The 22,242-nt window shown below is 72.3% G+C and carries 19 protein-coding genes and 1 pseudogene; 15 read left to right on the top strand and 5 right to left on the bottom strand.

Annotated features, from left to right (window positions below; all coding sequences use genetic code 11):
* Nucleotides 1-25: 25 nt before the first annotated feature.
* Nucleotides 26-541 carry an HAD domain-containing protein gene (locus tag ACFYYB_RS24710; protein ID WP_389437435.1) on the bottom strand — a complete coding sequence of 172 codons (516 nt, stop codon included), beginning with the start codon at nt 539-541 and terminating at the stop codon, nt 26-28.
* 100 nt (nt 542-641) lie between these two features.
* On the opposite strand from ACFYYB_RS24710, the gene ACFYYB_RS24705 reads away from it, so the two are divergent.
* The 3 genes from ACFYYB_RS24705 to ACFYYB_RS24695 all read left to right on the top strand — a co-directional run bounded on the left by ACFYYB_RS24705 (nt 642) and on the right by ACFYYB_RS24695 (nt 4,279).
* Entirely contained in the window at nt 642-1,193 is a 552-nt protein-coding gene (locus ACFYYB_RS24705) for a TetR/AcrR family transcriptional regulator (protein WP_389437434.1), read from the top strand.
* Nucleotides 1,190-2,734, top strand: coding sequence for an MFS transporter (locus ACFYYB_RS24700; protein WP_389437433.1), 1,545 nt, complete (start codon nt 1,190-1,192; stop codon nt 2,732-2,734). Before ACFYYB_RS24705 ends, ACFYYB_RS24700 begins: the two co-directional genes overlap by 4 nt.
* A gap of 69 nt (nt 2,735-2,803) precedes the next feature.
* Nucleotides 2,804-4,279, top strand: a complete 1,476-nt coding sequence (locus tag ACFYYB_RS24695; RefSeq protein ID WP_389437432.1) for a membrane-associated oxidoreductase — start codon at nt 2,804-2,806, stop codon at nt 4,277-4,279.
* Between the two features lie 14 nt (nt 4,280-4,293).
* Here the strand turns inward: ACFYYB_RS24695 and ACFYYB_RS24690 are convergent, their stop codons facing one another.
* Complete coding sequence (locus tag ACFYYB_RS24690) at nt 4,294-4,923, bottom strand: 1-acyl-sn-glycerol-3-phosphate acyltransferase (protein WP_112453204.1); 630 nt, start codon at nt 4,921-4,923, stop codon at nt 4,294-4,296.
* Nucleotides 4,924-5,229: 306 nt separating this feature from the next.
* On the opposite strand from ACFYYB_RS24690, the gene ACFYYB_RS24685 reads away from it, so the two are divergent.
* The 3 genes from ACFYYB_RS24685 to ACFYYB_RS24675 all read left to right on the top strand — a co-directional run bounded on the left by ACFYYB_RS24685 (nt 5,230) and on the right by ACFYYB_RS24675 (nt 7,610).
* A complete protein-coding gene (locus tag ACFYYB_RS24685; RefSeq protein ID WP_389437431.1) occupies nt 5,230-6,420 on the top strand; it encodes a glycerophosphodiester phosphodiesterase in 1,191 nt (396 codons plus the stop codon).
* A gap of 94 nt (nt 6,421-6,514) precedes the next feature.
* The gene (locus ACFYYB_RS24680; RefSeq protein ID WP_389437430.1) at nt 6,515-7,066 is read left to right on the top strand and encodes a sigma-70 family RNA polymerase sigma factor; all 552 of its coding nucleotides are present in this window, start codon (nt 6,515-6,517) and stop codon (nt 7,064-7,066) included.
* A 37-nt stretch (nt 7,067-7,103) separates the two neighbouring features.
* Nucleotides 7,104-7,610, top strand: coding sequence for a GNAT family N-acetyltransferase (locus tag ACFYYB_RS24675; protein WP_389437893.1), 507 nt, complete (start codon nt 7,104-7,106; stop codon nt 7,608-7,610).
* Nucleotides 7,611-7,620: 10 nt separating this feature from the next.
* Here the strand turns inward: ACFYYB_RS24675 and ACFYYB_RS24670 are convergent, their stop codons facing one another.
* Entirely contained in the window at nt 7,621-8,055 is a 435-nt protein-coding gene (locus ACFYYB_RS24670) for a hypothetical protein (protein WP_389437427.1), read from the bottom strand.
* Nucleotides 8,048-8,416 carry a hypothetical protein gene (locus ACFYYB_RS24665; protein WP_389437424.1) on the bottom strand — a complete coding sequence of 123 codons (369 nt, stop codon included), beginning with the start codon at nt 8,414-8,416 and terminating at the stop codon, nt 8,048-8,050. The genes ACFYYB_RS24670 and ACFYYB_RS24665 overlap by 8 nt, the downstream gene beginning before the upstream one ends.
* A 68-nt stretch (nt 8,417-8,484) precedes the next feature.
* Here ACFYYB_RS24665 and ACFYYB_RS24660 point away from each other — a divergent pair, with 68 nt between their 5' ends.
* From ACFYYB_RS24660 to ACFYYB_RS24620, 9 genes and pseudogenes are all read left to right on the top strand, one after another.
* Nucleotides 8,485-9,159 (top strand): HAD-IA family hydrolase, encoded by a 675-nt coding sequence (locus ACFYYB_RS24660; RefSeq protein WP_389437421.1) that lies wholly within the window; start codon nt 8,485-8,487, stop codon nt 9,157-9,159.
* Between the two features lie 375 nt (nt 9,160-9,534).
* Entirely contained in the window at nt 9,535-10,596 is a 1,062-nt protein-coding gene (locus ACFYYB_RS24655) for a methionine ABC transporter ATP-binding protein (RefSeq protein ID WP_389437420.1), read from the top strand.
* Nucleotides 10,593-11,261, top strand: a complete 669-nt coding sequence (locus ACFYYB_RS24650; protein WP_266910281.1) for a methionine ABC transporter permease — start codon at nt 10,593-10,595, stop codon at nt 11,259-11,261. Before ACFYYB_RS24655 ends, ACFYYB_RS24650 begins: the two co-directional genes overlap by 4 nt.
* Nucleotides 11,262-11,363: 102 nt before the next feature.
* Nucleotides 11,364-12,227 (top strand): MetQ/NlpA family ABC transporter substrate-binding protein, encoded by an 864-nt coding sequence (locus ACFYYB_RS24645; RefSeq protein WP_327307647.1) that lies wholly within the window; start codon nt 11,364-11,366, stop codon nt 12,225-12,227.
* Nucleotides 12,228-12,441: 214 nt separating this feature from the next.
* A pseudogene (locus tag ACFYYB_RS24640) lies at nt 12,442-13,053 on the top strand (GNAT family N-acetyltransferase); the annotation flags it as partial.
* 292 nt (nt 13,054-13,345) lie between these two features.
* Nucleotides 13,346-14,557, top strand: coding sequence for a precorrin-6y C5,15-methyltransferase (decarboxylating) subunit CbiE (cbiE, locus tag ACFYYB_RS24635; RefSeq protein WP_389437417.1), 1,212 nt, complete (start codon nt 13,346-13,348; stop codon nt 14,555-14,557).
* 228 nt (nt 14,558-14,785) lie between these two features.
* Complete coding sequence (gene cobT, locus ACFYYB_RS24630) at nt 14,786-18,100, top strand: nicotinate-nucleotide--dimethylbenzimidazole phosphoribosyltransferase (RefSeq protein ID WP_389437416.1); 3,315 nt, start codon at nt 14,786-14,788, stop codon at nt 18,098-18,100.
* Nucleotides 18,101-18,662: 562 nt separating this feature from the next.
* Complete coding sequence (cobA, locus tag ACFYYB_RS24625; protein WP_389437415.1) at nt 18,663-19,883, top strand: uroporphyrinogen-III C-methyltransferase; 1,221 nt, start codon at nt 18,663-18,665, stop codon at nt 19,881-19,883.
* Nucleotides 19,884-19,950: 67 nt separating this feature from the next.
* Nucleotides 19,951-20,763 carry a TrmH family RNA methyltransferase gene (locus ACFYYB_RS24620; protein WP_389437414.1) on the top strand — a complete coding sequence of 271 codons (813 nt, stop codon included), beginning with the start codon at nt 19,951-19,953 and terminating at the stop codon, nt 20,761-20,763.
* A gap of 74 nt (nt 20,764-20,837) precedes the next feature.
* Here ACFYYB_RS24620 and ACFYYB_RS24615 read toward each other — a convergent pair whose 3' ends face one another.
* Nucleotides 20,838-22,088, bottom strand: coding sequence for a protein kinase (locus tag ACFYYB_RS24615; RefSeq protein WP_389437413.1), 1,251 nt, complete (start codon nt 22,086-22,088; stop codon nt 20,838-20,840).
* Nucleotides 22,089-22,242 lie beyond the last annotated feature (154 nt).

Here is a 22,242-nt window from a genome sequence, read left to right as displayed (position 1 = left end):
GCCGTGACCGTCCGGCGGCGGTCCGCTACCGCGTCCAGTCCGCCAGCGCGTCGAAGTCGGCGCGGACCAGCCCGATCCGCTCGTCGATCCGCAGCAGCAGCGCGTGCGCGGGGTGGCGCTGCTCCACGTAGGCGCGGTCCATGTCCGTGATGTCGTCGTCGATCCATGCGAAGGGCCGCTCGCCCGCGTACTCCAGGATGTACTGGGTCTTCCAGAACGTCCCGCGCGGTGCGCGCCCGTGCATCTGGGGCCAGTCGATCCAGGGGAGCTCCGGCAGCCCCAGGCGCGGGCCTATCCACTCGTTCGCCTCGCCCTTCCAGGTGGTCGCCCAGACGAGCTCGTACGCCTCCGCGAGCGCGAGCAGCTCCTCGCCGTGGGCGGGATTCAGCCAGACCCGCAGCGGCTTCGCGTTCTCGGCCCGGGTCCAGCCGGTCGGCCGCATGCGGTGTGTGGCGTACCCCTCGGGGCGGCGCTGGGGCTTGGCCGCGTACGGGTTCAGCGGGCCGTCCACGTCGATCAGCAGCAGGGGCTTCGGGTTCATCTCGGCATGCTTCCTTCCGGCGCCCGAGGGGGCACCTCATTTTTCAGGTGAGCGGGGCCTCGATGAGACACTGACGTCTCATTCGGGTTATGGTTGTCTCATGGCCATGGATCGTGATCAGGTGCTCCGCGCCGCCGCCGCCCTGCTCTCCCGCAAATCGACCGCCACGATGGACGAGGTCGCGAGGGCCGCAGGCATCGGCCGCGCGACCCTCCACCGGCACTTCGCGGGGCGCGACGCCCTCGTACGGGCACTCGAAGAACTCGGCATCCGGGAGTTCGAGGTGTCCTTCGACAACGCCCGCCTCGACGAGGGCACGGCCATCGACGCGCTCCGCAGGCTCGTCGCCGAGGCGGAGCCCAACGCCGAGCTGCTGGCCTTCCTCGTCACCGAGAACCAGCTCTTCGAGGGGGACCAGGTCAACGAGGGCTGGGCCCGCCTCGACGCCCGCGTCGGCGACCTCTTCCGGCGCGGCCAGAACGAGGGCGACATCCGGATCGACCTGAGCCCCGCCTGGCTCACCGAGGCCCTCTACGGGCTCATCGGCACCTGCGCCTGGGCCGTCATGGACGGCCGGGTCGCGGCCAAGGACTTTCAGTACATGATCATCGAGTTGCTGCTCGGTGGCGCACGACGGAGTGTGGAGAAATGAGCCGTACCGAACAGCTGACCCGGACGCAGGGGGCGGAGGGCCGTCGCCGCGGGCGCTGGCTCGCGCTCTCCGTGCTCGTACTGGCCGTCCTGCTGGTCGCGGTCGACGCCACCGTACTCGGTCTCGCCACGCCCGCCCTCAGCGAGGACCTGAAGCCTTCGGGCACCCAGCTCCTGTGGATCGGCGACATCTACTCCTTCGTCATCGCCGGCCTGCTCGTCTCCATGGGCTCCCTCGGCGACCGGATAGGCCGCAAGAAGCTCCTCCTCGTCGGCGCGACCGCCTTCGGCGCCGTCTCGGTCCTCAACGCCTACGCCACCAGCCCCGAGATGATGATCATCGCCCGGGCCCTGCTCGGCGTGGCCGGCGCGACCCTGATGCCCTCCACCCTCGCGCTGATCCGCAACATCTTCCACGACCCCAAGGAGCGCAGCCTCGCCATCGGCATCTGGGGCGCCACCGCCTCGGCCGGCGCGGCCGTCGGCCCGGTGGTCGGCGGAGCCCTGCTCCAGCACTTCTGGTGGGGCTCGGTCTTCCTCATCAACCTCCCCGTGATGGTCGTCCTGGTCATCGTCGGCATCAAGCTGCTGCCCGAGTCCAAGAACCCGGTCGCCGGTCCCTGGGACCTCTTCAGCGTCGGCCTCTCCCTCGTCGGCATCATCGGCGTGGTCTACGCCGTCAAGCAGGTCGCCACCCACGGCATGGGCTGGCAGGTCTGGGTGGCCGCCGTCATCGGAGCGGGGGCGCTCTACACCTTCGTACGCCGCCAGTTCACGCTGCCGGCCCCGCTCCTCGACATGCGGCTGTTCAAGCACCGCGGGTTCTCCGGCGCGGTCCTCGCCGACCTGCTCACCGTCTTCGGGCTGTCCGGACTGGTCTTCTTCCTCTCCCAGTTCCTCCAGCTCGTCCAGGGCCGCGACCCGCTCGAAGCGGGCCTCGCCGAACTGCCCGCCGCCGTCGGCGCCGTGGTCACCGGCCTGGTCGCGGGCAGGTACGCCCGCAAGTACGGGGTACGGGTCATCGTGACCGGAGGCCTCGCCGCCATCGGCATCGCGCTGGCCGCGCTGACCGTGATCCACAAGGAGACCGGCTACCCGCTGCTCGGCGCGGCCCTGCTCATCGTCGGCCTCGGCGCCGGCTTCTCCTTCACGGTCACCGCCGACGTGATCCTCTCCAGCGTCCCCAAGGAGCAGGCCGGTTCCGCCTCGGCCGTCTCCGAGACCGCCTACGAACTGGGCGCCGCCCTCGGCATCGCCCTGCTCGGCTCGGTCGTCACCGGCGTCTACCAGGGCTTCACCGCCCCGGCCTCCGTCACCGGACCCGTCGCCGACGCCGCCCACGAATCACTCGGCGGCGCCGTCGAAGCGGCCCGGTCGCTGGACCCGCAGACCGCCCAGCAGATGGTCGGCGCCGCCCAGGAAGCCTTCGTCGACGGCCTGCGGCTGGCCTCCGGCGTCGGCGCGGCCGTCCTGCTGGCCACCGCGGTGGCGGCCTGGTTCCTCCTCAAGGGGCAGGAGCTCCAGGACGGCATCGAGCACTGACGCCACGCCAGGGAGCGGTGTCCCGCGCGGAGTTGACAGCCCGTCGACGCGCGGGACACCATCCCGGCGATGGAGATCAACGACTTGACCCCGGCGGAGCGCCGCGTATGGGACGCCTTCCCCCGCGGGGAGCGCGTCGATTTCCTCGAGGAGCCCGGGGAAACCGGCTCCGGCGGCGCCGACTGGGGGCCGGAACGGACCGTGCGCGCCGAGGTCCTCACCGCGCTCCTGCTGGGTGGCCCCACCGCCGAGGGGCAGGTCGCCGGACTCAACGTCCGGGGTGCGCGGATCACCGGCAAGCTGAACCTCAAGTACGCCGTCGTGGAGCACCCGATCCGACTGCGGGCCTGCTGGTTCGAACGCAAACCCCTGCTCTACGGAGCCCAGTTGCGGGTCTTCGTGGCCAACGACTCCACCCTTCCCGGCCTCACCGCGAACACCCTCCGCGTCGACCTCGCGCTCCGGCTGTCGTGCTGCCGGATCACGGGGCCGGTACGCCTCGCCGGTGCTCGGATAGCTGGCGGACTCTTCCTCCGCAAGGCGGTCATCGGCATCGCGGGCCCGGCCGAGGAGGGCCAAGAGGCGACCCTCCAGTTCAACCACGCCGACATCGGGACCGACGTCATCGCCATGGAGCTCACCGTCCACGGCCAGACCCGCATCAACGGCGCCACCGTCGGCGGTCAGATCAACTTCGACGACGCCCGCCTCCTCGCCCCCGGCGGGACCGCCCTGCACGCCGAGATCCTCAACGTCGGCACCGACTTGCGCGCCATGCGACTGGAGGCCCGCGGCCGGGTCAACCTCACCGGCTCCCGAATACCGGGCCAGCTCAACCTCGCCTACGCCCGCCTCATCAATCCCGGCGGGGTCGCGCTGCGCGCCTCCAGTTGCGTCGCCGGCGAGGTGTGGCTGCGCAACTGCCCGACCATCCAGGGCGGCGTGAACCTGCGCCGCTCCCAGTTCGACATGCTCCACATCGCGCCAGAGACCTGGCCGGGGCAGATCCGCATCGCGGGACTCGCCTACCGCGCCCTCAGCCCGCACGTTCCCGCCGAGCAGCGCCTGCCCGTTCTGGAGCGCGAGGAGTCGGGCTACGTCCCGTACGCCTACGAGCAGCTCGCCACGGCCTACCGTACGGCGGGGGACGAGGCCGCCGCGCGGACCGTCCTGCTCGCCAAACTGCGGCGCCACCGCCGCACGCTGCCCCGGATCGCCAGGTTCTGGGGGCTGCTCCAGGACGGCACCGTGGGCTACGGGTTCCGGCCGCTGCGCGCCGCGGGCTGGCTGCTGGCGCTGCTGATCACGGGGAGCCTCGCGTACGGGCTCCACCCGCCGCGCGAGCTGAAGCAGGGGGAGGCGCCGGAATTCAACCCGGTCTTCTACACGCTCGACCTGATGGTGCCGATCATCAGCTTCGGCCAGGAGGGGCCCTACGCACCGGACGGCTGGTACCAGTGGCTGTCGTACCTGCTGATCGTGACCGGCTGGGTCCTCGCCACGACGACCGCGGCGGGCGTCAGCCGGTCACTGCAACGCCAGTAGGGGAGCTGCTCGAGCTACGCGGCCTTCGCCTTGGTCGCGTACATGTCCACGTACTCCTGGCCGGAGAGCCGCATGACCTCGGCCATCACCGAGTCGGTGACGGCGCGCAGCACGTAGCGGTCGCGGTCCATGCCCTCGTAGCGGGAGAACTCCATCGGCTCGCCGAACCGGACGGTGACCCGGCCCGGGCGCGGCATGCCGGCGCCGCCGGGCTGCAGCTTGTCGGTGCCGATCATCGCGAAGGGGACGACGGGCGCGCCGGTCATCAGGGTCAGGCGGGCGATTCCGGTGCGGCCCCGGTAGAGGCGGCCGTCGGGGGAGCGGGTGCCCTCGGGGTAGATCCCGAAGATCTTGCCCTCTTCGAGGATCCGGCGGCCCGTCATCAGGGCGGCGACGCCGCCGTTGGCCCCGTCGCGGTCCACCGGGATCATGCCGGCGCCGGTGAAGAACCAGGCCATGGCCCGGCCCTTGATGCCCTTGCCGGTCACGTACTCGTCCTTGCCGATGAAGTGGACCGTGCGGTCGCACACCAGCGGCAGGATCATCGAGTCGATGAAGGTGAGGTGGTTGCCCGCGAGGATCACCGGCCCGGTGCCCGGAATGTTCTCGATGCCCTCGACGCGGGTGCGGAACATCAGGCGCATGACGGGTCCGACAGTGGCTTTGATCAGGCGCGTACGGAACAACGTGGGCCCTCCGGCATCGAAAAGCTAAGGTTCTCGCACCCACCACGCGGCGGTAGTGCAGGTGAGGACGATACTCGCGGGTCGCCTCTGATCGCACATCGGGTTCACGAGGTGGATACGCAGTGTTGACGCACGTTTCCGCCGTGTTCCGCCCGCGCACCCCCGCCCGCCACCGGAGTTTGCCTACCATCGGCACGCGGATTCGGGCCGTCAGGCCCCGGAGATCCCGGGACGCCCGGCCCTTGTCCGAGGGGGAGAGCACTCATGACGCAGGGTGGGGCAGCGCGGCGCGCGGTACTGGGCGTGGCCGTCGTCGCGGCGGGCGGAGCCTTCGGCGCACTCGCGGCGGGCGGCGGTTCGGCCGCGGCGGCGGAGGGCGGCCGGGGGGTCGGCCCCGGAGCCTCGGGAGGCGGGCAGGGCGGCGGTTACCGCGACCTGCCGGTGCCGACGGTCATCGGACACCGCGGAGCCAGCGGCTACCGGCCCGAGCACACGCTCGGGTCCTACCAGCTCGCGCTCGACCTCGGCGCCGACGTCGTCGAGCAGGACCTCGTGCCCACCAAGGACGGCCACCTGGTGTGCCGCCACGAGAACGAGATCGGCGGCACCACGGACGTCGCCGACCACCCCGGCTTCGCCTCCCGCAGGACCACCAAGACGATCGACGGGATCGCGGTCACGGGCTGGTTCACCGAGGACTTCACCCTCGCCGAACTGAAGACCCTGCGGGCGAAGGAACGCATCCCCGCCCTGCGGCAGCGCAACACCCTCTACGACGGCCGCTGGGACGTCCCCACCTTCGAAGAGGTGCTCCGCTGGGCCGACCGCGAGGGCCGGCGGCGCGGGAAGCGCGTGTGGCTGCACGTGGAGACCAAGCACCCCAGCTACTTCCGCGGCCTGGGCCTCGGCCTGGAGGAGCCCCTCGCCAAGCTGCTGCGCCGCTACGGGCGCGACGGCCGCGGAGCCCCGCTCTTCCTGCAGTCCTTCGAACCCTCCAGCATCCAGCGGCTCTCCCGGCTGGTCTCGGCCCCGCGCGTGGTGCTCCTGTCCGCGGCGGGCACCCGCCCGTGGGACTTCGAGCTGGCCAAGGACCCGCGGACGGTCGCCGATCTGGTCAAGCCCGAGGGGCTGAGGTGGATCGCCGGCTTCGCCCAGGGCATCGGGCCGACCATGGACCTGATCCTGCCGCGCGACGCCGCCGGCAAGCTCGGCGCCCCGACCACCCTGGTCGCGGACGCCCACGCCCAGGGGCTGATCCTGCACCCCTACACCGCGCGCAACGAGAACAACTTCCTGCCGGCCGACTTCCGCAAGGGCGCCGACCCGACGGCATACGGGGACGCCTTCGGCGCCTTCAAGGCCTACTTCGAGCAGGGCATCGACGGCATCTTCACCGACCAGCCCGACACCGGCCTGCTGGCGGCGGAGGCCTTCCGCCCGGGCCGCGGCGACTAGGGCCAGGCCGTCAACGCCTCACCGGAGCTTCTCGTACGAGTGGGCCGTGCCCGGCGGGGAAACCGCCCGGCACGGCCTTCGCGTCCCGCCCGGCATGGACCTGTTGAAGGCTGATCTCCCCGACCTGTTCGAAACGCTCCGCCCGCTGCTCTCGGCCGAGGCCGCCGCCGAGACCGCCGGCACCGGGGTCGACGCCGACGACGTGGAACAAGCCGTCTGGGTCAGACTGCTGGAGCACCGCCGCATCCCCGCCGAACCCGCCGACTGGCTGCGCCGGGCGGTGCGCGGGGAGGCCCGGAGGGCGCGGCGCCGGGCCCGGCGCGAAGTCCCGTACGACCGCCAGTCGGTGCACGGCGGACCCGGCGCGGGGACCCGTACCAGCACGGGCGCGGAACCGGAAGACGCCCTCCTGCACGGCGAGGCGAACCGGGCCCTCCGATCGGCGGTCGCCCGATTGCCCGGAAGGTGTCCGGAGCTCATGGGGGCACTTCTGTCGCCCAGGGACCTCACCTACCGTGAAATCGCAGGAGAGTTGGGTATCTCACAAGGAAGTTTGGGGCCCGTCCGTTCCCGATGCCTGGGATGTCTGCGCAGAATGCTGGCCGTAGAGGTTGCGGCTCCCGCCCCGCGGGGAATGGAGCGGTAGACCAGAAGGCCACCAGGTGAGCGGGAGGCATGCGCACATGGGCATGAGCGTGACCATTTCGGCGGCAGCTGCCGAGGATGCCGAGCAGATCATCAAACTGCAGTATCTGGCGTTCCAGAGCGAGGCCGAGCTGTACGGCAACTACCGAATCCAGCCGCTCACCCAGTCCCTGGACTCCCTCAAGGCCGAGCTGGCCACGGACACCGTGCTGGTGGCCCGGCTCGGCGAGGAGATCGTCGGAGCCGTGCGCGGCACCGTCGACGAGGAGGGCACCGGCAAGATCGCCAAGCTCTGCGTGCACCCCCGGCTCCAGGGCCACGGCCTCGGCGCCCGGCTGCTGAGCGCGGTCGAGGCGGTCCTGTCCGGCAACGACGCGACCACTCGGTTCCGGCTGCTCACCGGCCACAAGAGCGAGTCGAACCTGCGGCTCTACCGCAAGGCCGGCTACACCCAGGTCGGTGGGCGCACCGCGTCCGACGGCGTCCGCCTGGTGATCCTGGAGAAGGAGGCCAAGGAGGCCACCGACTTCGCGGTCAGCGCCTAGCGGCCGGGTTCTAGCGCTTCGCGCGAAGCCAGAGCATCCCGGTGATCGGCAGGATCACCGGGATGAACAGGTAGCCCATCCCGAAGTCCGACCACACGGTCGCGTCGGGGAAGGCCTCGGGCCGCACCAGGGTCCAGGTGCCCACGACGAGGACGCCGGTCAGCTCGGCGGCGCAGCAGATCCGCGCCGCCTTGCGGGCCGTCTCCCCGCCGCGCACCAGCGAGTACGTGATGAAGGCGTAGACGAACGCGGCCACGGCGGACAGCGAGTACGCGAGCGGAGCCCGGTCGAACTCCGTGGAGATCTGGTAGATCGAGCGCGAGACCGCGCCGACGGTGATCACTCCGTAGAACCAGACCAGCAGCACGCCGGGCCCGGTCACCAGTCGCTTGCGTCCGGCCGGCGGGGTGGCGGCGGCCGTGGCGTCCGTGTCGGTATCAGGCACCGGTGTTTCCCCAGATGTCGTAGAGCCGTACTTCGAGCACGGCGAGGACGACCGCTCCCGCGGCCACCGTCACCGAACCCCACTTGGTCCGCTCGCTCAGCGAGAGCAGGCCCGCGGCCGGGATGGTCGCGAAGGCACCCACCAGGTAGGCCAGGAAGAGCACCGTGCCCTGGCCGGGCTTCTCGCCGCGCGCGAGCTGGACCAGGCCGATCACCAGCTGGGCCAGGACCAGTACGGTCACCACGGCCATGCCGATGAAGTGCCAGTCCTTGGTCGGCTGGTCCCGCGAGGCGGCGAAACCGCACCAGGCGGCGAGGGCGAGTGCGGCCACGCCGATGGCGACCGTCAGGGCGTCGAGCATGCAGCGAGGGTATTACGGGCCGAAAGACCCGATGCGCTCACCCCTGCCCGGGGGCTTTCCTGGAAGGTATGAACCTGCTGCACGGGAAGCTCGGCCCGACATTCGACGCGCTGCTGTTCGACAACGACGGCACGCTCATCTCCTCGATGGAGTCGGTGCACCGCTGCTGGACCCGCTGGGCCCGGGAGTACGGGATCACCGAGGAGGCCTTCGCCGCGGTGGAGCTCCACGGCCGCCCGGCCGCGGAGATCATCGCCGACCTGCTGCCCGAGGACGTACGGGCCGGGGCGCTGGCCCGCATCGAGGTGCTGGAGACCGAGGACGTGGCGGGCGGCGTGGTCCTGCTCCCCGGCACCAAGGAGGTGCTCTCCGCCCTTCCCGCCGGCCGGTGGGCCGTGGTCACCTCCGCCACCCGCCCGCTGGCCGAGGCCCGGCTGCGGGAAGTGGGCGTCGACTTCCCCGAGATGGTGGCCGCCGACGACATCACCCGCGGCAAGCCCGACCCGGAGCCCTTCCTGCTGGCCGCCGCCCGCCTCGGCGTGGACCCGGCCCGCTGCGCGGTCTTCGAGGACGCCCCCGCGGGCCTCGCCGCGGGCCGCGCCGCCGGGATGACCACCGTGGCCTTGACCACAACCCACCCGGCCGCCGAGCTCGACGCGGACGTGGTCGTGCGGGACCTCTCGGCCGTGTCCGTGCTGGTCGGAGCCGATGGCGTGACGATTGAGACGGACGATCGGCCCTGACCGGTGTTGTCCGGTATGCGGCCGAAATTCGTCCGCTATTCGGACACCTTTGATCGGTGACGGGGAACGTCTGGTTTACTGGGGCCCATGACCACGACGAGCAGCCGCACCCTTGCGACCGAGGCGACGATGACGCCCGGTGCTCGTTGTATGTGTCGAATGCGCGCCTTCTGAGGGCCCCTGCCCCAGGTCTCACGCCCCGAAGCGAGACCGGCCGAGCAGCTCCCGGCACCCCCGTGTGAACCCGGAACGCTCCTGCCCCGCGCATGCGCCGAAGCCGTCGATTTCCGATGCTTCGCCCCGTATCGCGTCCCCAGATGTATGCCCCGTGCCCGGCACCCGCTGCGCCGCGCACTCGACAGCGACGGAAATCCTGTGATCACCACATCGGGCCTCACGAAGGTCTACCAGTCCCGTGGCCGCGAGGTCACCGCCCTGGACGGCGTCGACCTGCACGTCCGTCAGGGCGAGGTCTACGGAGTCATCGGCCAGAGCGGCGCCGGAAAGTCCTCCCTGATCCGCTGCGTGAACCTGCTGGAGCGCCCCACCACCGGCACGGTGTCCGTCGACGGCGTCGACCTCACGGCCCTCGCCGGCCGGGGCCGGCGCGCCGGCAAGGAGCTCCGCGAGGCCCGCAGCCGCATCGGCATGGTCTTCCAGCACTTCAACCTGCTGTCCTCGCGCACCGTCCAGGGCAACATCGAGCTGCCCCTGGAGATCCTCGGGGTCTCCGGCCGCGAGCGCTCCCGCAAGGCCGCCGAACTGCTCGACCTCGTCGGCCTCGCCGACAAGGCCAAGTCCTACCCCGGTCAGCTCTCCGGCGGCCAGAAGCAGCGCGTCGGCATCGCCCGCGCCCTGGCGGGCGACCCCAAGGTGCTGCTCTCCGACGAGGCCACCAGCGCCCTGGACCCGGAGACCACCCGCCAGATCCTCCAGCTGCTGCGCGACCTCAACCGCCAGCTGGGCCTGACCGTCCTGCTCATCACGCACGAGATGGACGTGGTCAAGTCCGTCTGCGACTCGGCCGCCCTCATGCGGCAGGGCAGGATCGTCGAGGCCGGCAAGGTCACCGAGCTGCTGGCCACCCCCGGCTCCGAGCTCGCCCACGAACTGTTCCCGCTGACCGGCTCCGCGACCACCGCGGAGCACACGGTCATCGACGTCACCTTCCACGGCGAGACCGCGACCCAGCCGGTCATCTCCCAGCTGGCCCGCACCTACAACATCGACATATCGATCCTCGGCGCCGCGATGGACACCGTCGCCGGCCGTCAGATCGGCCGCATGCGCATCGAGCTGCCCGGCCGCTACGAGGACAACGTCGTACCCGTCGGCTTCCTGCGCGAGCAGGGCCTGCAGGTGGATGTCGTAGAGGCGGACGTGGACGGGGACGTCGACGGCGAACTGGCCGAGCTGGTCAAGGATGGTGCGAAGTGACCTGGTCCGAAATGCAGCCGCTGCTCACGCAGGGCACCTTCGACACCCTCTACATGGTGTTGTGGTCCGCCCTCGTGACCATCCTGGGCGGACTGCCCATCGGCATCCTGCTCGTCCTGACCGACAAGGGCGGCCTGCTCCAGAACCGCGCGGTCAACAAGATCCTCGGCGTGATCGTGAACATGGGCCGCTCGCTGCCCTTCATCATCCTGCTGATCTTCCTGATCCCGGTCACCACGGCGATCGTCGGCACCTTCATCGGCCCCACCGCGATGATCGTCCCGCTCGCCATCGGCGCCATCCCCTTCTTCGCCCGGCTCGTCGAGACCGCGGTCCGCGAGGTGGACCATGGCCTGGTCGAAGCCGTCGAGTCCATGGGCGGCGGCATCCCGACCCTGGTCGGCAAGGTGCTCCTCCCGCAGGCGCTGCCCTCGCTGATCGCCGCCGTCACCACCACCGTGATCACCCTGATCGGCTACTCGGCCATGGCCGGCGCGGTCGGCGGCGAGGGCCTCGGCTCCAAGGCCATCACGTACGGCTTCCAGCGCTTCGAGACCGGCTTCATGATCGCGACCGTCGTGGTGCTGATCGTGCTCGTCACGGTGATCCAGCTCATCGGCGACGGCGTGGTACGCCTCCTCGCGCGACGCGGTCGGACAGCCTGATCCGGGCCTGAGTCGGACATAGACCAACTTTTCCCAAGAAAGCCCGCACTTGTCGTGCTTGGGCCGTCATCCATACAGCAAGACGCAAGAAAGGCACTCTTCGTGCGCAAGAACATCAAGCTCACCGCCCTCGCCGCCACCGTCTCGGCGCTCGCCCTCGGACTCACCGCCTGCGGCAGCTCCTCCGACCCGTCCTCCACCAAGGCCGACGGCGGCAAGACCGACGAGAGCAAGCCCCTGGTCGTCGCGGCGTCCCCGTCCCCGCACGCCGACATCCTGAAGTTCGTCCAGGACAACCTGGCGGCCAAGGAGGGCCTCAAGCTGGAGGTGAAGGAGTTCACGGACTACGTCCTGCCGAACACCGCCACCCAGCAGGGTCAGGTCGACGCCAACTACTTCCAGCACGTGCCGTACCTCGACGACTTCAACAAGAAGAACGGCACCGACATCGTGCCCGTCGTGAACGTGCACCTGGAGCCCCTGGGCCTGTACTCCAAGAAGGACAAGGCCCTCACCGACATCAAGGCCGGCCAGACCATCGCCGTCCCGAACGACCCCACCAACGAGGGCCGCGCGCTCCAGCTGCTCGCCGCGAACAACCTCATCACCCTCAAGGAGGGTGTCGGCACGGCCGCCAAGCTGTCCGACATCACCGACAAGAAGGGCCTTGAGTTCAAGGAGCTGGAGGCCGCCACGGTCCCGCGTGCCCTGAACGACGTGGACGCCGCCGTCATCAACGGCAACTACGCCATCGAGGCCAAGCTCGTCCCGGCCAAGGACGCGCTCGTCCTGGAGAAGGCCGAGGGCAACCCGTACGCCAACATCCTGGCGGTCAAGAAGGGCAACGAGAACGACCCGCGGATCCAGAAGCTCGCCAAGCTCCTGAACTCCCCCGAGGTCAAGAAGTTCATCGACGACAAGTACGAGGGCTCGGTCATCCCGGCCTTCGGCAAGCCCGTCGCCTGATCCGGCCCCAGCCGCGGCACCCGGCCGGTCCGATCCGGCCGGGCCCCGCAACCGGCCCCGTACGCCCCACCGGTGTACGGGGCCGGGCGCTGCCCGCTTCCGGGCAGCCCGGCCCTGCACATCACCAGGCCGATGCTGCATGCTGTGGCCTACGACCCGCACCAAGGTCGCCTCGCATCACGGTCGCACCACGGTCTCAGGCTTGGAGCTGCGCATGACTACCACCTTCCCGGACGTCACCATCAGCACGGACCGGCTGGTGCTGCGCCCCTTCGAGGAAGAGGACGTCACCGCGCTCGCCGAGATGATGAACGACGAACACGTCACCGCCTGGACCTCCGTCCCGCACCCCTACACCTACGCCGACGCGGTCACCTGGGCCACGAAGACCGCCCACACCGAGCGCACCGAGGGCCGCGGCATCGTCTTCGCCGTCACGGAGTTCCTCACCCAGCGGCTCGTCGGCATCGTGCACCTGCAGGACACCGACTGGCGGACCCGCACCACCGAGATCGGCTACGTCACCGCCCCCTGGGCCCGCGGCGAGGGCTACGCCAGCGAGTCCGTCCGCGCCGTGGCCCGCTGGCTCTTCACCGACCAGCGCTTCGAACGCCTCGAACTGCGCACCGCCGCCGACAACACGGCCTCCCAGCAAGTGGCCCAGAAGACCGGTTGCATCAGTGAAGGCGTCCTGCGCAACGCCTGCATAGTGCGCACCCAGAACTCCGACGGCTCCTGGGCCGACACCCGCAGCGACCTCATCGTCTGGGGCCTGGTCCCCGAAGACCTCGACGAGGACGACGACGGCTACTCCGGCTACTCCGACGAGTACTCCGGTGACTACGGAGACGGCTACTCGGACGGCTACTCCGTGGGCTACGCGGACCCCCGCGACGAAGCACGCGACGGCGCGCGCGCCGACGCACGCGAGGGCGCGCGCGAGGGCCACCGGATCCACCCCGTCCACGTGAACGACGCGAACGGCTACGCCCTCTTCTCGGACCGGAACTGACCGGACGACCGGGTAGTCTCACCAAGCCCGACCCCCTCGACGAAGCTTCGCCCCGCCCCGGCCACCGCCGGGCGGGGCCCGCTCCCACACCAGGAGACTGACGACGATGGCCGACCGGGTCACGGTGATCGGCTGGGACGGCTCCCCCCTGACCGCGGCAGCCCGGTCCGCGCTCTCCGCCGCCACCCTGGTGGCCGGCGCCGCCCACCACCTCGCACTCCCCGAAATCCCGCCCACCGCCGAACGCGTGCGCCTGGGCAGCCTCTCCCTCGCCGCCCGCCGGATCGCCGGCCACCGCGGCACCGCCGTCGTCCTGGCCGACGGGGACCCCGGCTTCTTCGGCGTCGTACGGGCCCTGCGCGCCCCGGAACACGGCCTGGAGGTGGAGGTCGTACCGGCCGTCTCCGCCGTCGCCGCCGCCTTCGCCCGCGCCGGGATGCCCTGGGACGACGCCCAGGTCGTCGTCGCCCACAGCCGCACCCTACGCCGCGCCGTCAACGTCTGCCGGGCCCACCCCAAGGTCGCCGTCATCACCTCGCCCGGCGCCGGCCCCGCCGAACTCGCCCTGCTGCTCGAAGGCGTCCACCGCACCTTCGTCATCTGCGAGGAACTCGGCACCGACAAGGAACAGGTCACGGTCCTCACCTCCGACAAGGCCGCCGACCACAGCTGGCGCGACCCCAACGTGGTCATCGTCATCGGCGGTACGGGACCGACCGCGGCCGAACCGGCCTGGCTGCTGGGCCGCAGCGCGACCCCGACCGCCGGACGGGGCTGGGCCCGCCCCCAGATCGACGTGGGAGAAGGGGAGTCCACGCAGCTGCGCGCCGCCCAGCTCGCCCGGCTCGGCCCGCGCACCGGGGACCTCGTCTGGGACATCGGCTCCGGCTCCGGAGCCCTGGCCGTGGACGCCGCCGCCCTCGGCGCCGCCGTCATCGCCGTCGACGCCGACCGGCTCGCTTGCGAACGCACAACCGCCGCCGCCCGCACCCGCGGTGTGCAGCTCCAGGTCGTCAACGGCCGCGCCCCGCACGTCCTCGAAACCCTGCCCGAACCCGACGTCGTCCGCGTCGGCGGCGGCGGAGCCCAGGTGGTCGCCGCCGTCGCCGACCGGCGCCCCGAACGGATCGTCAGCCACGCCTCCACGCGCGACGAGGCCGAGGCCATCGGCCGGGTCCTGACCGAGGGCGGGTACACCGTCGAGTGCGCGCTGCTCCAGTCCGTGGCCCTGGACACCCGTACCTGGGCCGAACAACGACGCTCCGTGGTGTTCCTGCTGGCCGCCGAACGCCCCGTTAACCGCCCGGACCGACCCTAGCCACGAGCCCGGGGTAGGCTGGCCGATCGTCACACCGCCCGGACGTTTCGGGCACTCGGTTCCGGCCGGACGCGCGACGTGGCGCAGTCCACAGAGGACCGTGCCGGTTATGGCCGCCACGGTGGCGAACGGGCAGGACAATACTTACTGGTTGTCGTGCGGTCGTACGTGAGGCCTCGTGGGCGACCGGGCAGTCGAAGAGGCAACACCGATGGGCGAGGGGTACGCATGACTGACACCGGCCAGGTTCCGGGCGAGGGTTTCCCGGACAGCACGGGCATGGTGGATCAGCAGGGCGTCCCCGCCCCGGTTCCGCCGTCCTCCCCGGCGACCGGCAGCTACGCCTTCCAGGACCTCGTGGACCACCCGGCCGAGCCGGAGGACGAGGAACTGCTGCTGATGCCGAGCAGCCAGGGCGCGTGGAGCGACCCCCAGGTCGTCCCGCCGGTGCCCGCCTTCCCCGAGTTCCCCGAGCCCTCCGCGTACGCGGACGCCCCGTACACGGAGGCCTCGTACGCGGACGGCCCCTACGCCGATTTCGCGGGCGCCCCGGAGTACCAGCAGCCCCAGCAGTCCCACCCGGCCCAGCTCCCGGTTCCCGAGGCGTCCCTCGGCTACGAGAGCGCCGGCTACCCGCAGCAGTCCTTCGAGGGGCAGTCGTTCGCGGAGCAGCCGGCCTTCGCCGACGCCTCCTACGCGGACGCCTCCTACGGCGCCGGTGCGCACGAGGCCGGGGGCCGGGACACCGGTGCGCTGGACCTCGGCGGCCTCGTCGCCCCGCAGCAGCCGCTGTCCGTTTCCCAGCCCCAGTCCCCGGTGGCTCCCGTGGCCGCGGCCCCGGTGCGGCGGCCGCTGCACATGGGCCCGCCCGTGCCCGAGGCCACCGGCGGAGTCGTACGGTCCCTCGCGGACCGGGGTCCGGCAGCGACGCCGGCGCCCGCGCAGACCCCGGTTCCGCCGGCGCCCGGCGCGCCCGGCGCCGTCCCGGTCGACGCCGAGCCCTCCCCGCTCCCTTCCCCCGCCGCCTCCGAGCCCGTGGCCCCGGCCCCGGACCTGAGCACCCCGGCGACGCCCGTCCCGGTGCGGCAGTCCGGCCCGCCGACCACGGGCCCCGAGTACCTGGACTTCACGCAGGGCGCGGGCGAGGCTGTGGCCGTCGCCGAGGCGGTGTTCGTGGAGCCCGCGCCGGTCCCGGCGCAGCAGCAGCCGGTCGAGATCCCGGTGCAGGCAGGGACCCCGTGGACCGTGGAGCCGGCCGCCGAGGCCGCGCACGCCCCGGAAGCCGTCGCCGAGGCCGCGGCCGAGCCGGTGGCCGCCCCCGAGCCCGCGGGCGAGCCCGTCGCCGAGCCGGTGCTCGTGGAGCCCGTCGTCTTCGCCGAGCCCGCGCCGGTCCTCGCGCCGGAGCCCGTGGCCGTCGCCGTCGCCGAGGCGGTGCTCGTGGAGCCCGCGCCGGAGGCCGTCGCCCAGCCCGCCGAGCCCGAGGTACCCGTCGTAGCGGCAGCCGAGCCCGTCCTGGTCGCCGAGGCGGCCGTGGTTCCCGAGGCCGAGGCCGAGCCCGTGGCGGTCTTCGCCGTCGAGCCCGCGCCCGAGCCGCAGCCCGCAGAAACGGTGGCTCAGGCCGAGGAGCCGGAGCCCGTGTCCGAGCCCGCCGTCGCCGCCGTCGTCGTACCCGACCCCGAGCCGGTCGCCGTGGCGCAGGCCGACGCACCGCCGGAGGCCGGGCAGGCCCCCGAGGCCGGAACCGAGCAGCTGCCCGAGCCGGAAGCCGGGCCGGAAGACGAGCCGGAAGCCGAGCCCGAGGCCCCCGTCACCGAGGCGGCCCCCGGATACGCCGACGCCGAGCGCGAGGCCGTCCTGCGCGTCATGCGCGAGCGCCGCGACATCCGCAAGGGCTTCCGCCGCGACCCCATCCCGCACGAGGTGCTGCTGCGCGTCCTGGAGGCGGCCCACACCGCTCCCAGCGTCGGCCACTCGCAGCCGTGGGACTTCGTCGTCATCAAGTCCGCGGAGACCCGCCGGACGATGCACGAGCTCGCCGAGCGCCAGCGCGAGGCCTACGCGAAGTCGCTGCCCAAGGGCCGCGCCAAGCAGTTCAAGGAACTCAAGATCGAGGCCATCCTCGACACCCCGGTGAACATCGTGGTCACCGCCGACCCCACCCGTGGCGGCCGCCACACCCTGGGCCGGCACACCCAGCCGCAGATGGCCCCGTACTCCTCGGCCCTCGCCGTGGAGAACCTCTGGCTCGCGGCGCGCGCCGAGGGCCTCGGGGTCGGCTGGGTCAGCTTCTTCGACGAGCGCGAGATGGTCCGCGAGCTGGGCCTCCCGGAGCACCTGGAGGTCGTCGCCTACCTGTGCGTCGGGTACGTGGACGAGTTCCCCGACGAGCCCGAGCTCGCGCAGGCCGGCTGGTCGCAGCGGCGGCCCCTCTCCTGGGTCGTGCACGAGGAGACGTACGGGCGCCGCGCGCTGCCCGGCGAGGAGCCGCACGACCTGCTCTCCGAGACGGTCGCCAGCATCCGCCCGCTCGACGCGAAGGCGCTCGGCGAGGCGTGGGAGCGGCAGAAGCGCATGACCAAGCCCGCAGGGGCCCTCGGCATGCTCGAAATCATCTCGGCCCAGCTGTCCGGCCTCTCGCGGGTCTGCCCGCCGCCGATCCCGGAGCCCGCCGCGGTCGCGATCTTCGCGGGTGACCACGGCGTGCACGCCCAGGGGGTCACCCCGTGGCCCCAGGAAGTCACCCTGCAGATGGTGGCCAACTTCCTGGGCGGTGGCGCGGTCTGCAACGCGTTCGCCAACCAGGTGGGCGCCGAGGTCTGCGTGATCGACGTCGGCGTCGCCGGCGACCTCCCGGCCACGCCGGGCCTGCTGCCGCGCAAGGTCCGCCCGGGCACGGCAGACCTGTCGGTCGGCCCCGCGATGACCCGTGAGGAGGCCGTCGCGGCCATCGAGGTCGGCATCGAGACGGCCCGCGACCTGGTCGCGGCGGGCAACAAGGCCCTCCTGACGGGCGAGATGGGCATCGCCAACACCACGGTGTCGGCGGCCCTGATCTCCGTCTTCACCGGGGTGGACCCGGGCGAGGTCACCGGGCGGGGCACGGGCATCAACGACGAGACGCACGCCCGCAAGGTCGAGGTCGTGCGGCGCGCGCTGGAACTCCACCAGCCGGACCCGGCGGACCCGATCGGCGTCCTGGCGGCGATCGGCGGCCTGGAGCACGCGGCGATCGTGGGCCTCCTCCTCGGTGGAGCCTCCCTGCGGACCCCGGTGATCCTGGACGGCGTCAGCGCCGGCGCGGCCGCGCTGGTTGCCCGGGCGATCGCCCCGGAGTCGCTGTCGGCGTGCATCGCGGGACACCGCAGCGCGGAGCCGGGCCACGTGGCGGCCCTGAACAAGCTGGGCCTGCGCCCCTTGGTCGACCTGGACCTTCGCCTCGGCGAGGGCACGGGGGCGCTGCTGGCGCTGCCGCTGGTGCAGAGCGCTGCGCGGGCCATGCACGAGGTGGCCACGTTCGACTCGGCGGGTGTCACGGAGAAGTAGGACTGGTTAGCTGCGGGGGGCCGGCGCCGGGGACGGGGTGGGGTGTCGTCCGGGACTCATGATTTATGGCGCCCTGTGCCGCGCTGCGTCCCGGATGGCCTTGTTTTCGCGCCAACAAATCACGTTTTACGTCCCGGACGACACCCCACCCCGTCCCCGTCACCGGCCTTGCCGCCGGACCAATCCAGCCTCGCCGGCGTTTGAGGCGCGGGGGTCCGGGGGGCAGAGCCCCCGAAGGGGTCCGGGGCGGAGCCCCGGTTTCGGGAAGGGGCGGGGTGGGGGAAGCCCCGCAGGGCCCGGCCGTACCGCGTCGTCCTCGCAGCCTCCCCGGGCGGAGCCCGCGTACGGTCCGGGGATCATGGGGCGCCAGCCCCCTGGCCTGGGGTGGAGCCCAGGGGTGGGTCGGGTCACCGCCCGGCCAGGGCAATGGCCCCCGAGGCGACCACCGCGCAGGTGGGTCGTATCGTGGACCCCGGACGGGCCACCGCACGTCACCGCCCGATCAGCCGCTCCAGCGACGCAGCGGCCCGCCGTCATCGCCGCATCAGGAGCCGCAACCGCCATGGGACACCCGGCACACCCCGCCTACCCCGTCGGACTCCGCCTCACGGGCCGCCGCGTCGTCGTGATCGGCGGTGGCCAGGTCGCCCAGCGCCGGCTGCCCGCGCTCATCGCGGCCGGCGCCGACATCGTCCTGATCTCCCCCTCCGCGACCCCCTCCGTGGACGCCATGGCGGAGACCGGCGAGATCCGCTGGGAGCGCCGCCGCTACGCGGACGGTGACCTGGCCGGCGCCTGGTACGCCCTGGTCGCGACCCGGGACCGTGCCGCCAACGACACCGCCTCCGCCGAGGCCGAGCGCGAGCGCGTCTGGTGCGTCCGCGCCGACGACGCCGAGGCCGCGAGCGCCTGGACCCCGGCCACCGGCCGGGTGGAGGGCGTCACCGTCGCCGTACTGAGCGGCAACGACCCCCGCCGCTCCGCCGCCGTCCGCGACGCGGTCGTCGAGGGGCTCAGGGACGGCTCCCTGACCGCCGCCCGCCCGCACACCCCCGGCGTGTCCCTCGTCGGGGGCGGTCCCGGCGACCCGGACCTGATCACGGTCCGCGGCCGCCGTCTCCTGGCCGAGGCCGATGTGGTCATCGCCGACCGGCTCGGCCCCCGCGACCTCCTCGACGAGCTCCCGCCGCACGTCGAGGTCATCGACGCGGCGAAGATCCCGTACGGCCGTTTCATGGCCCAGGAGGCCATCAACGAAGCGCTCATCACGCACGCCAAGGCCGGCAAGGCCGTGGTGCGGCTCAAGGGCGGGGACCCGTACGTCTTCGGCCGCGGCATGGAGGAGCTCCAGGCCCTCGCCGAGGCGGGCATCCCCTGCACCGTCGTGCCCGGCATCTCCAGCTCCATCTCGGTACCCGGCGCGGCAGGGATTCCGGTCACCCACCGGGGCGTGGCCCACGAGTTCACCGTGGTGAGCGGGCACGTCGGTCCCGACGATCCGCGCTCGCTGGTGGACTGGGCCTCGCTGGCCAAGCTCACCGGCACCCTGGTCATCCTGATGGGCGTCGACAAGATCGGCCTGATCGCCGAGGCGCTGGTCCGCCACGGCCGTCCCGCCGACACCGCCGTCGCCGTCATCCAGGAGGGCACCACCGCCTCCCAGCGCCGCGTGGACGCCACCCTGGCGACCGTCGGCGAGACCGTGAAGGCCCAGGACGTCCGGCCGCCCGCCGTCATCGTGATCGGCGACGTGGTGAAGGTCCACCGGCCCGTGGCCGACTGACAACCCCGCAATCCCGCAACCCGGCAGAGCCGTTGGCACCGCACCCAGGACAAGGCAGTATCACCCTGTGGCTGATCTCATCACCGTCGAGGACCCCGACGACCCGCGCCTGCGCGACTACACGGGCCTGACCGACGTAGAACTCCGGCGCCGGCGCGAGCCCGCGGAAGGTCTCTTCATCGCCGAAGGCGAGAAGGTGATCAGACGGGCCAAGGACGCCGGGTACGAGATGCGCTCGATGCTGCTCTCCGCGAAGTGGGTCGACGTCATGCGCGACGTCATCGACGAGCTCCCGGCTCCGGTCTACGCCGTCAGCCCGGAGCTCGCCGAGCGCGTCACCGGCTACCACGTGCACCGCGGCGCCCTCGCCTCCATGCAGCGCAAGCCGCTGCCCACGGCCGAGGACCTGCTCGCCACGACCCGTCGCGTGGTCATCATGGAAGCGGTGAACGACCACACCAACATCGGCGCCATCTTCCGCAGCGCGGCCGCCCTCGGCATGGACGCGGTCCTGCTCTCGCCCGATTGCGCGGACCCGCTGTACCGGCGCTCCGTCAAGGTCTCCATGGGCGCCGTGTTCTCCGTTCCGTACGCCCGGCTGGAGGCCTGGCCCAAGGGCCTGGACTCGGTCCGCGAGGCGGGCTTCAAGCTGCTCGCCCTCACCCCGCACCAGAAGGCCTCGCCGATCGACGTGGCGGCTCCTCAGAACCTGGAGCGGGTCGCGCTGATGCTCGGCGCGGAGGGGGACGGGCTGTCGACGCAGGCACTGGTCGCGGCCGACGAGTGGGTACGGATCCCGATGGCGCACGGGGTGGACTCGCTGAACGTGGGCGCGGCCGCGGCCGTCGCCTTCTACGCGGTGGCCGGCGGCCGCTCGTAGGGCTCCTCGAACACCTGAGGCCCCGCCGCCCGGCATCTGCCGGGTGGCGGGGCCTCAGGTGTTGCCGAACGTCCCTAGAGCTTCTGGGCCAGTGCGATGCCCAGCGCCACGAGCAGGGTCACCACGACGAAGACGATCAGGCGCTGGCGCATCAGCTTGGGGTCGGGCCGTACCGGCCGCCGCCCCGTGCCCGTCGTACGGGGAGCCGGGCGGCCGCCCGTACGTCCGGCGGTGGAGCCGGGTCCCCGTGAGCCGGTGCCCCGGGGGGACGAGGGCCGCGAGTCCGGGCCGCCGCGCGGTCCCTGTCCCTTGGGCTGCGCCTTGCCCTGGCCCGCTCCGGTTCCGTTGCCCGGACGCCCCGGGACGGGAGTGCCGGCGGTACGGCGCTCCGTGCGCTGCTCGGCGTACCCCTCGTGGTCCTCGACGTACCCCTCGGGCAGCCGGCCGGTCGGCCGTTCGGCCGCGCGCGCCCGCTGCGCCGGCGGGCGGCTGTCGCCCATCCCGTGCGCCTCGCGGGCCGCGATCTCCTTGAGCCGCATCGACAGCTGGAGCGTGGTCGGCCGCTCGTCGGGATCCTTCGCCAGGCAGGCCCGTACGAGGGGTGCGAGCGCGTCCGGAACACCCTGGAGATGGGGCTCCTCGTGCACCACGCGGTACAGCATGACCTCGGAACTGCCGTGCCCGAAGGGGGAGTCGGCGGTGGCCGCGTAGGCGAGGGTGGCGCCGAGGGAGAAGACGTCGGTGGCGGGGGTGACGGCGGCGCCGCGCACCTGCTCGGGTGCCAGGAAGCCGGGGGAGCCGACGGCCGTGCCCACATGGGTCAGGGTGCTGGCGCCGGTGGCCCAGGCGATCCCGAAGTCGATGATGCGCGGGCCCTTGGGCGACAGCAGGATGTTCGAGGGCTTGAGGTCGCGGTGGACCACCCCGGCCTCGTGCACGGCGACCAGGCCCTCGGAGAGCGCGGCGCCGATCGCGGCGATGGCCGAGGCCGTCAGGGGACCTTCCTCGGCGACCTTGTCGTGCAGGGAGGGGCCGGGTACGTACTGCGTGGCGAACCAGGGGCGCTCGGCCTCCAGGTCCGCGGCGACCAGGCGAGCGGTGCACCCGCCGCGGATCCGCCGGGCGGCGGAGACCTCGCGGGCGAAGCGCGAGCGGAACTCCTGGTCCTCGGCCAGGTCCGGCCGGATCACCTTGAGCGCGACGCGCTGTCCGCGCCGGTCGGAGCCCAGATAGACGACGCCCATGCCGCCGGCGCCGAGGCGTCGGTGCAGTCTGAACGAGCCGACGACACGCGGGTCCTCGCGCCGGAGCCGCATCATCGCCATGTCCACCCCGCTGACCGGTCGTCCTGTTGACGTGGCACAGCTTACGGACCATCCGGCATGCGCGCTCAGAGGCCGCGCCCTCGCCGGGGGATTCGATTGTCAGTACGGGGCGGTCCACTTGGGGATTCACCGAACCACCGGTAGGACGCATGTA

This window comes from Streptomyces sp. NPDC002886 (assembly GCF_042888445.1).
Taxonomy (GTDB): domain Bacteria; phylum Actinomycetota; class Actinomycetes; order Streptomycetales; family Streptomycetaceae; genus Streptomyces.
Note: the sequence above shows the minus strand (reverse complement) of the source record. Positions and strands in the feature narration are given on the sequence as shown.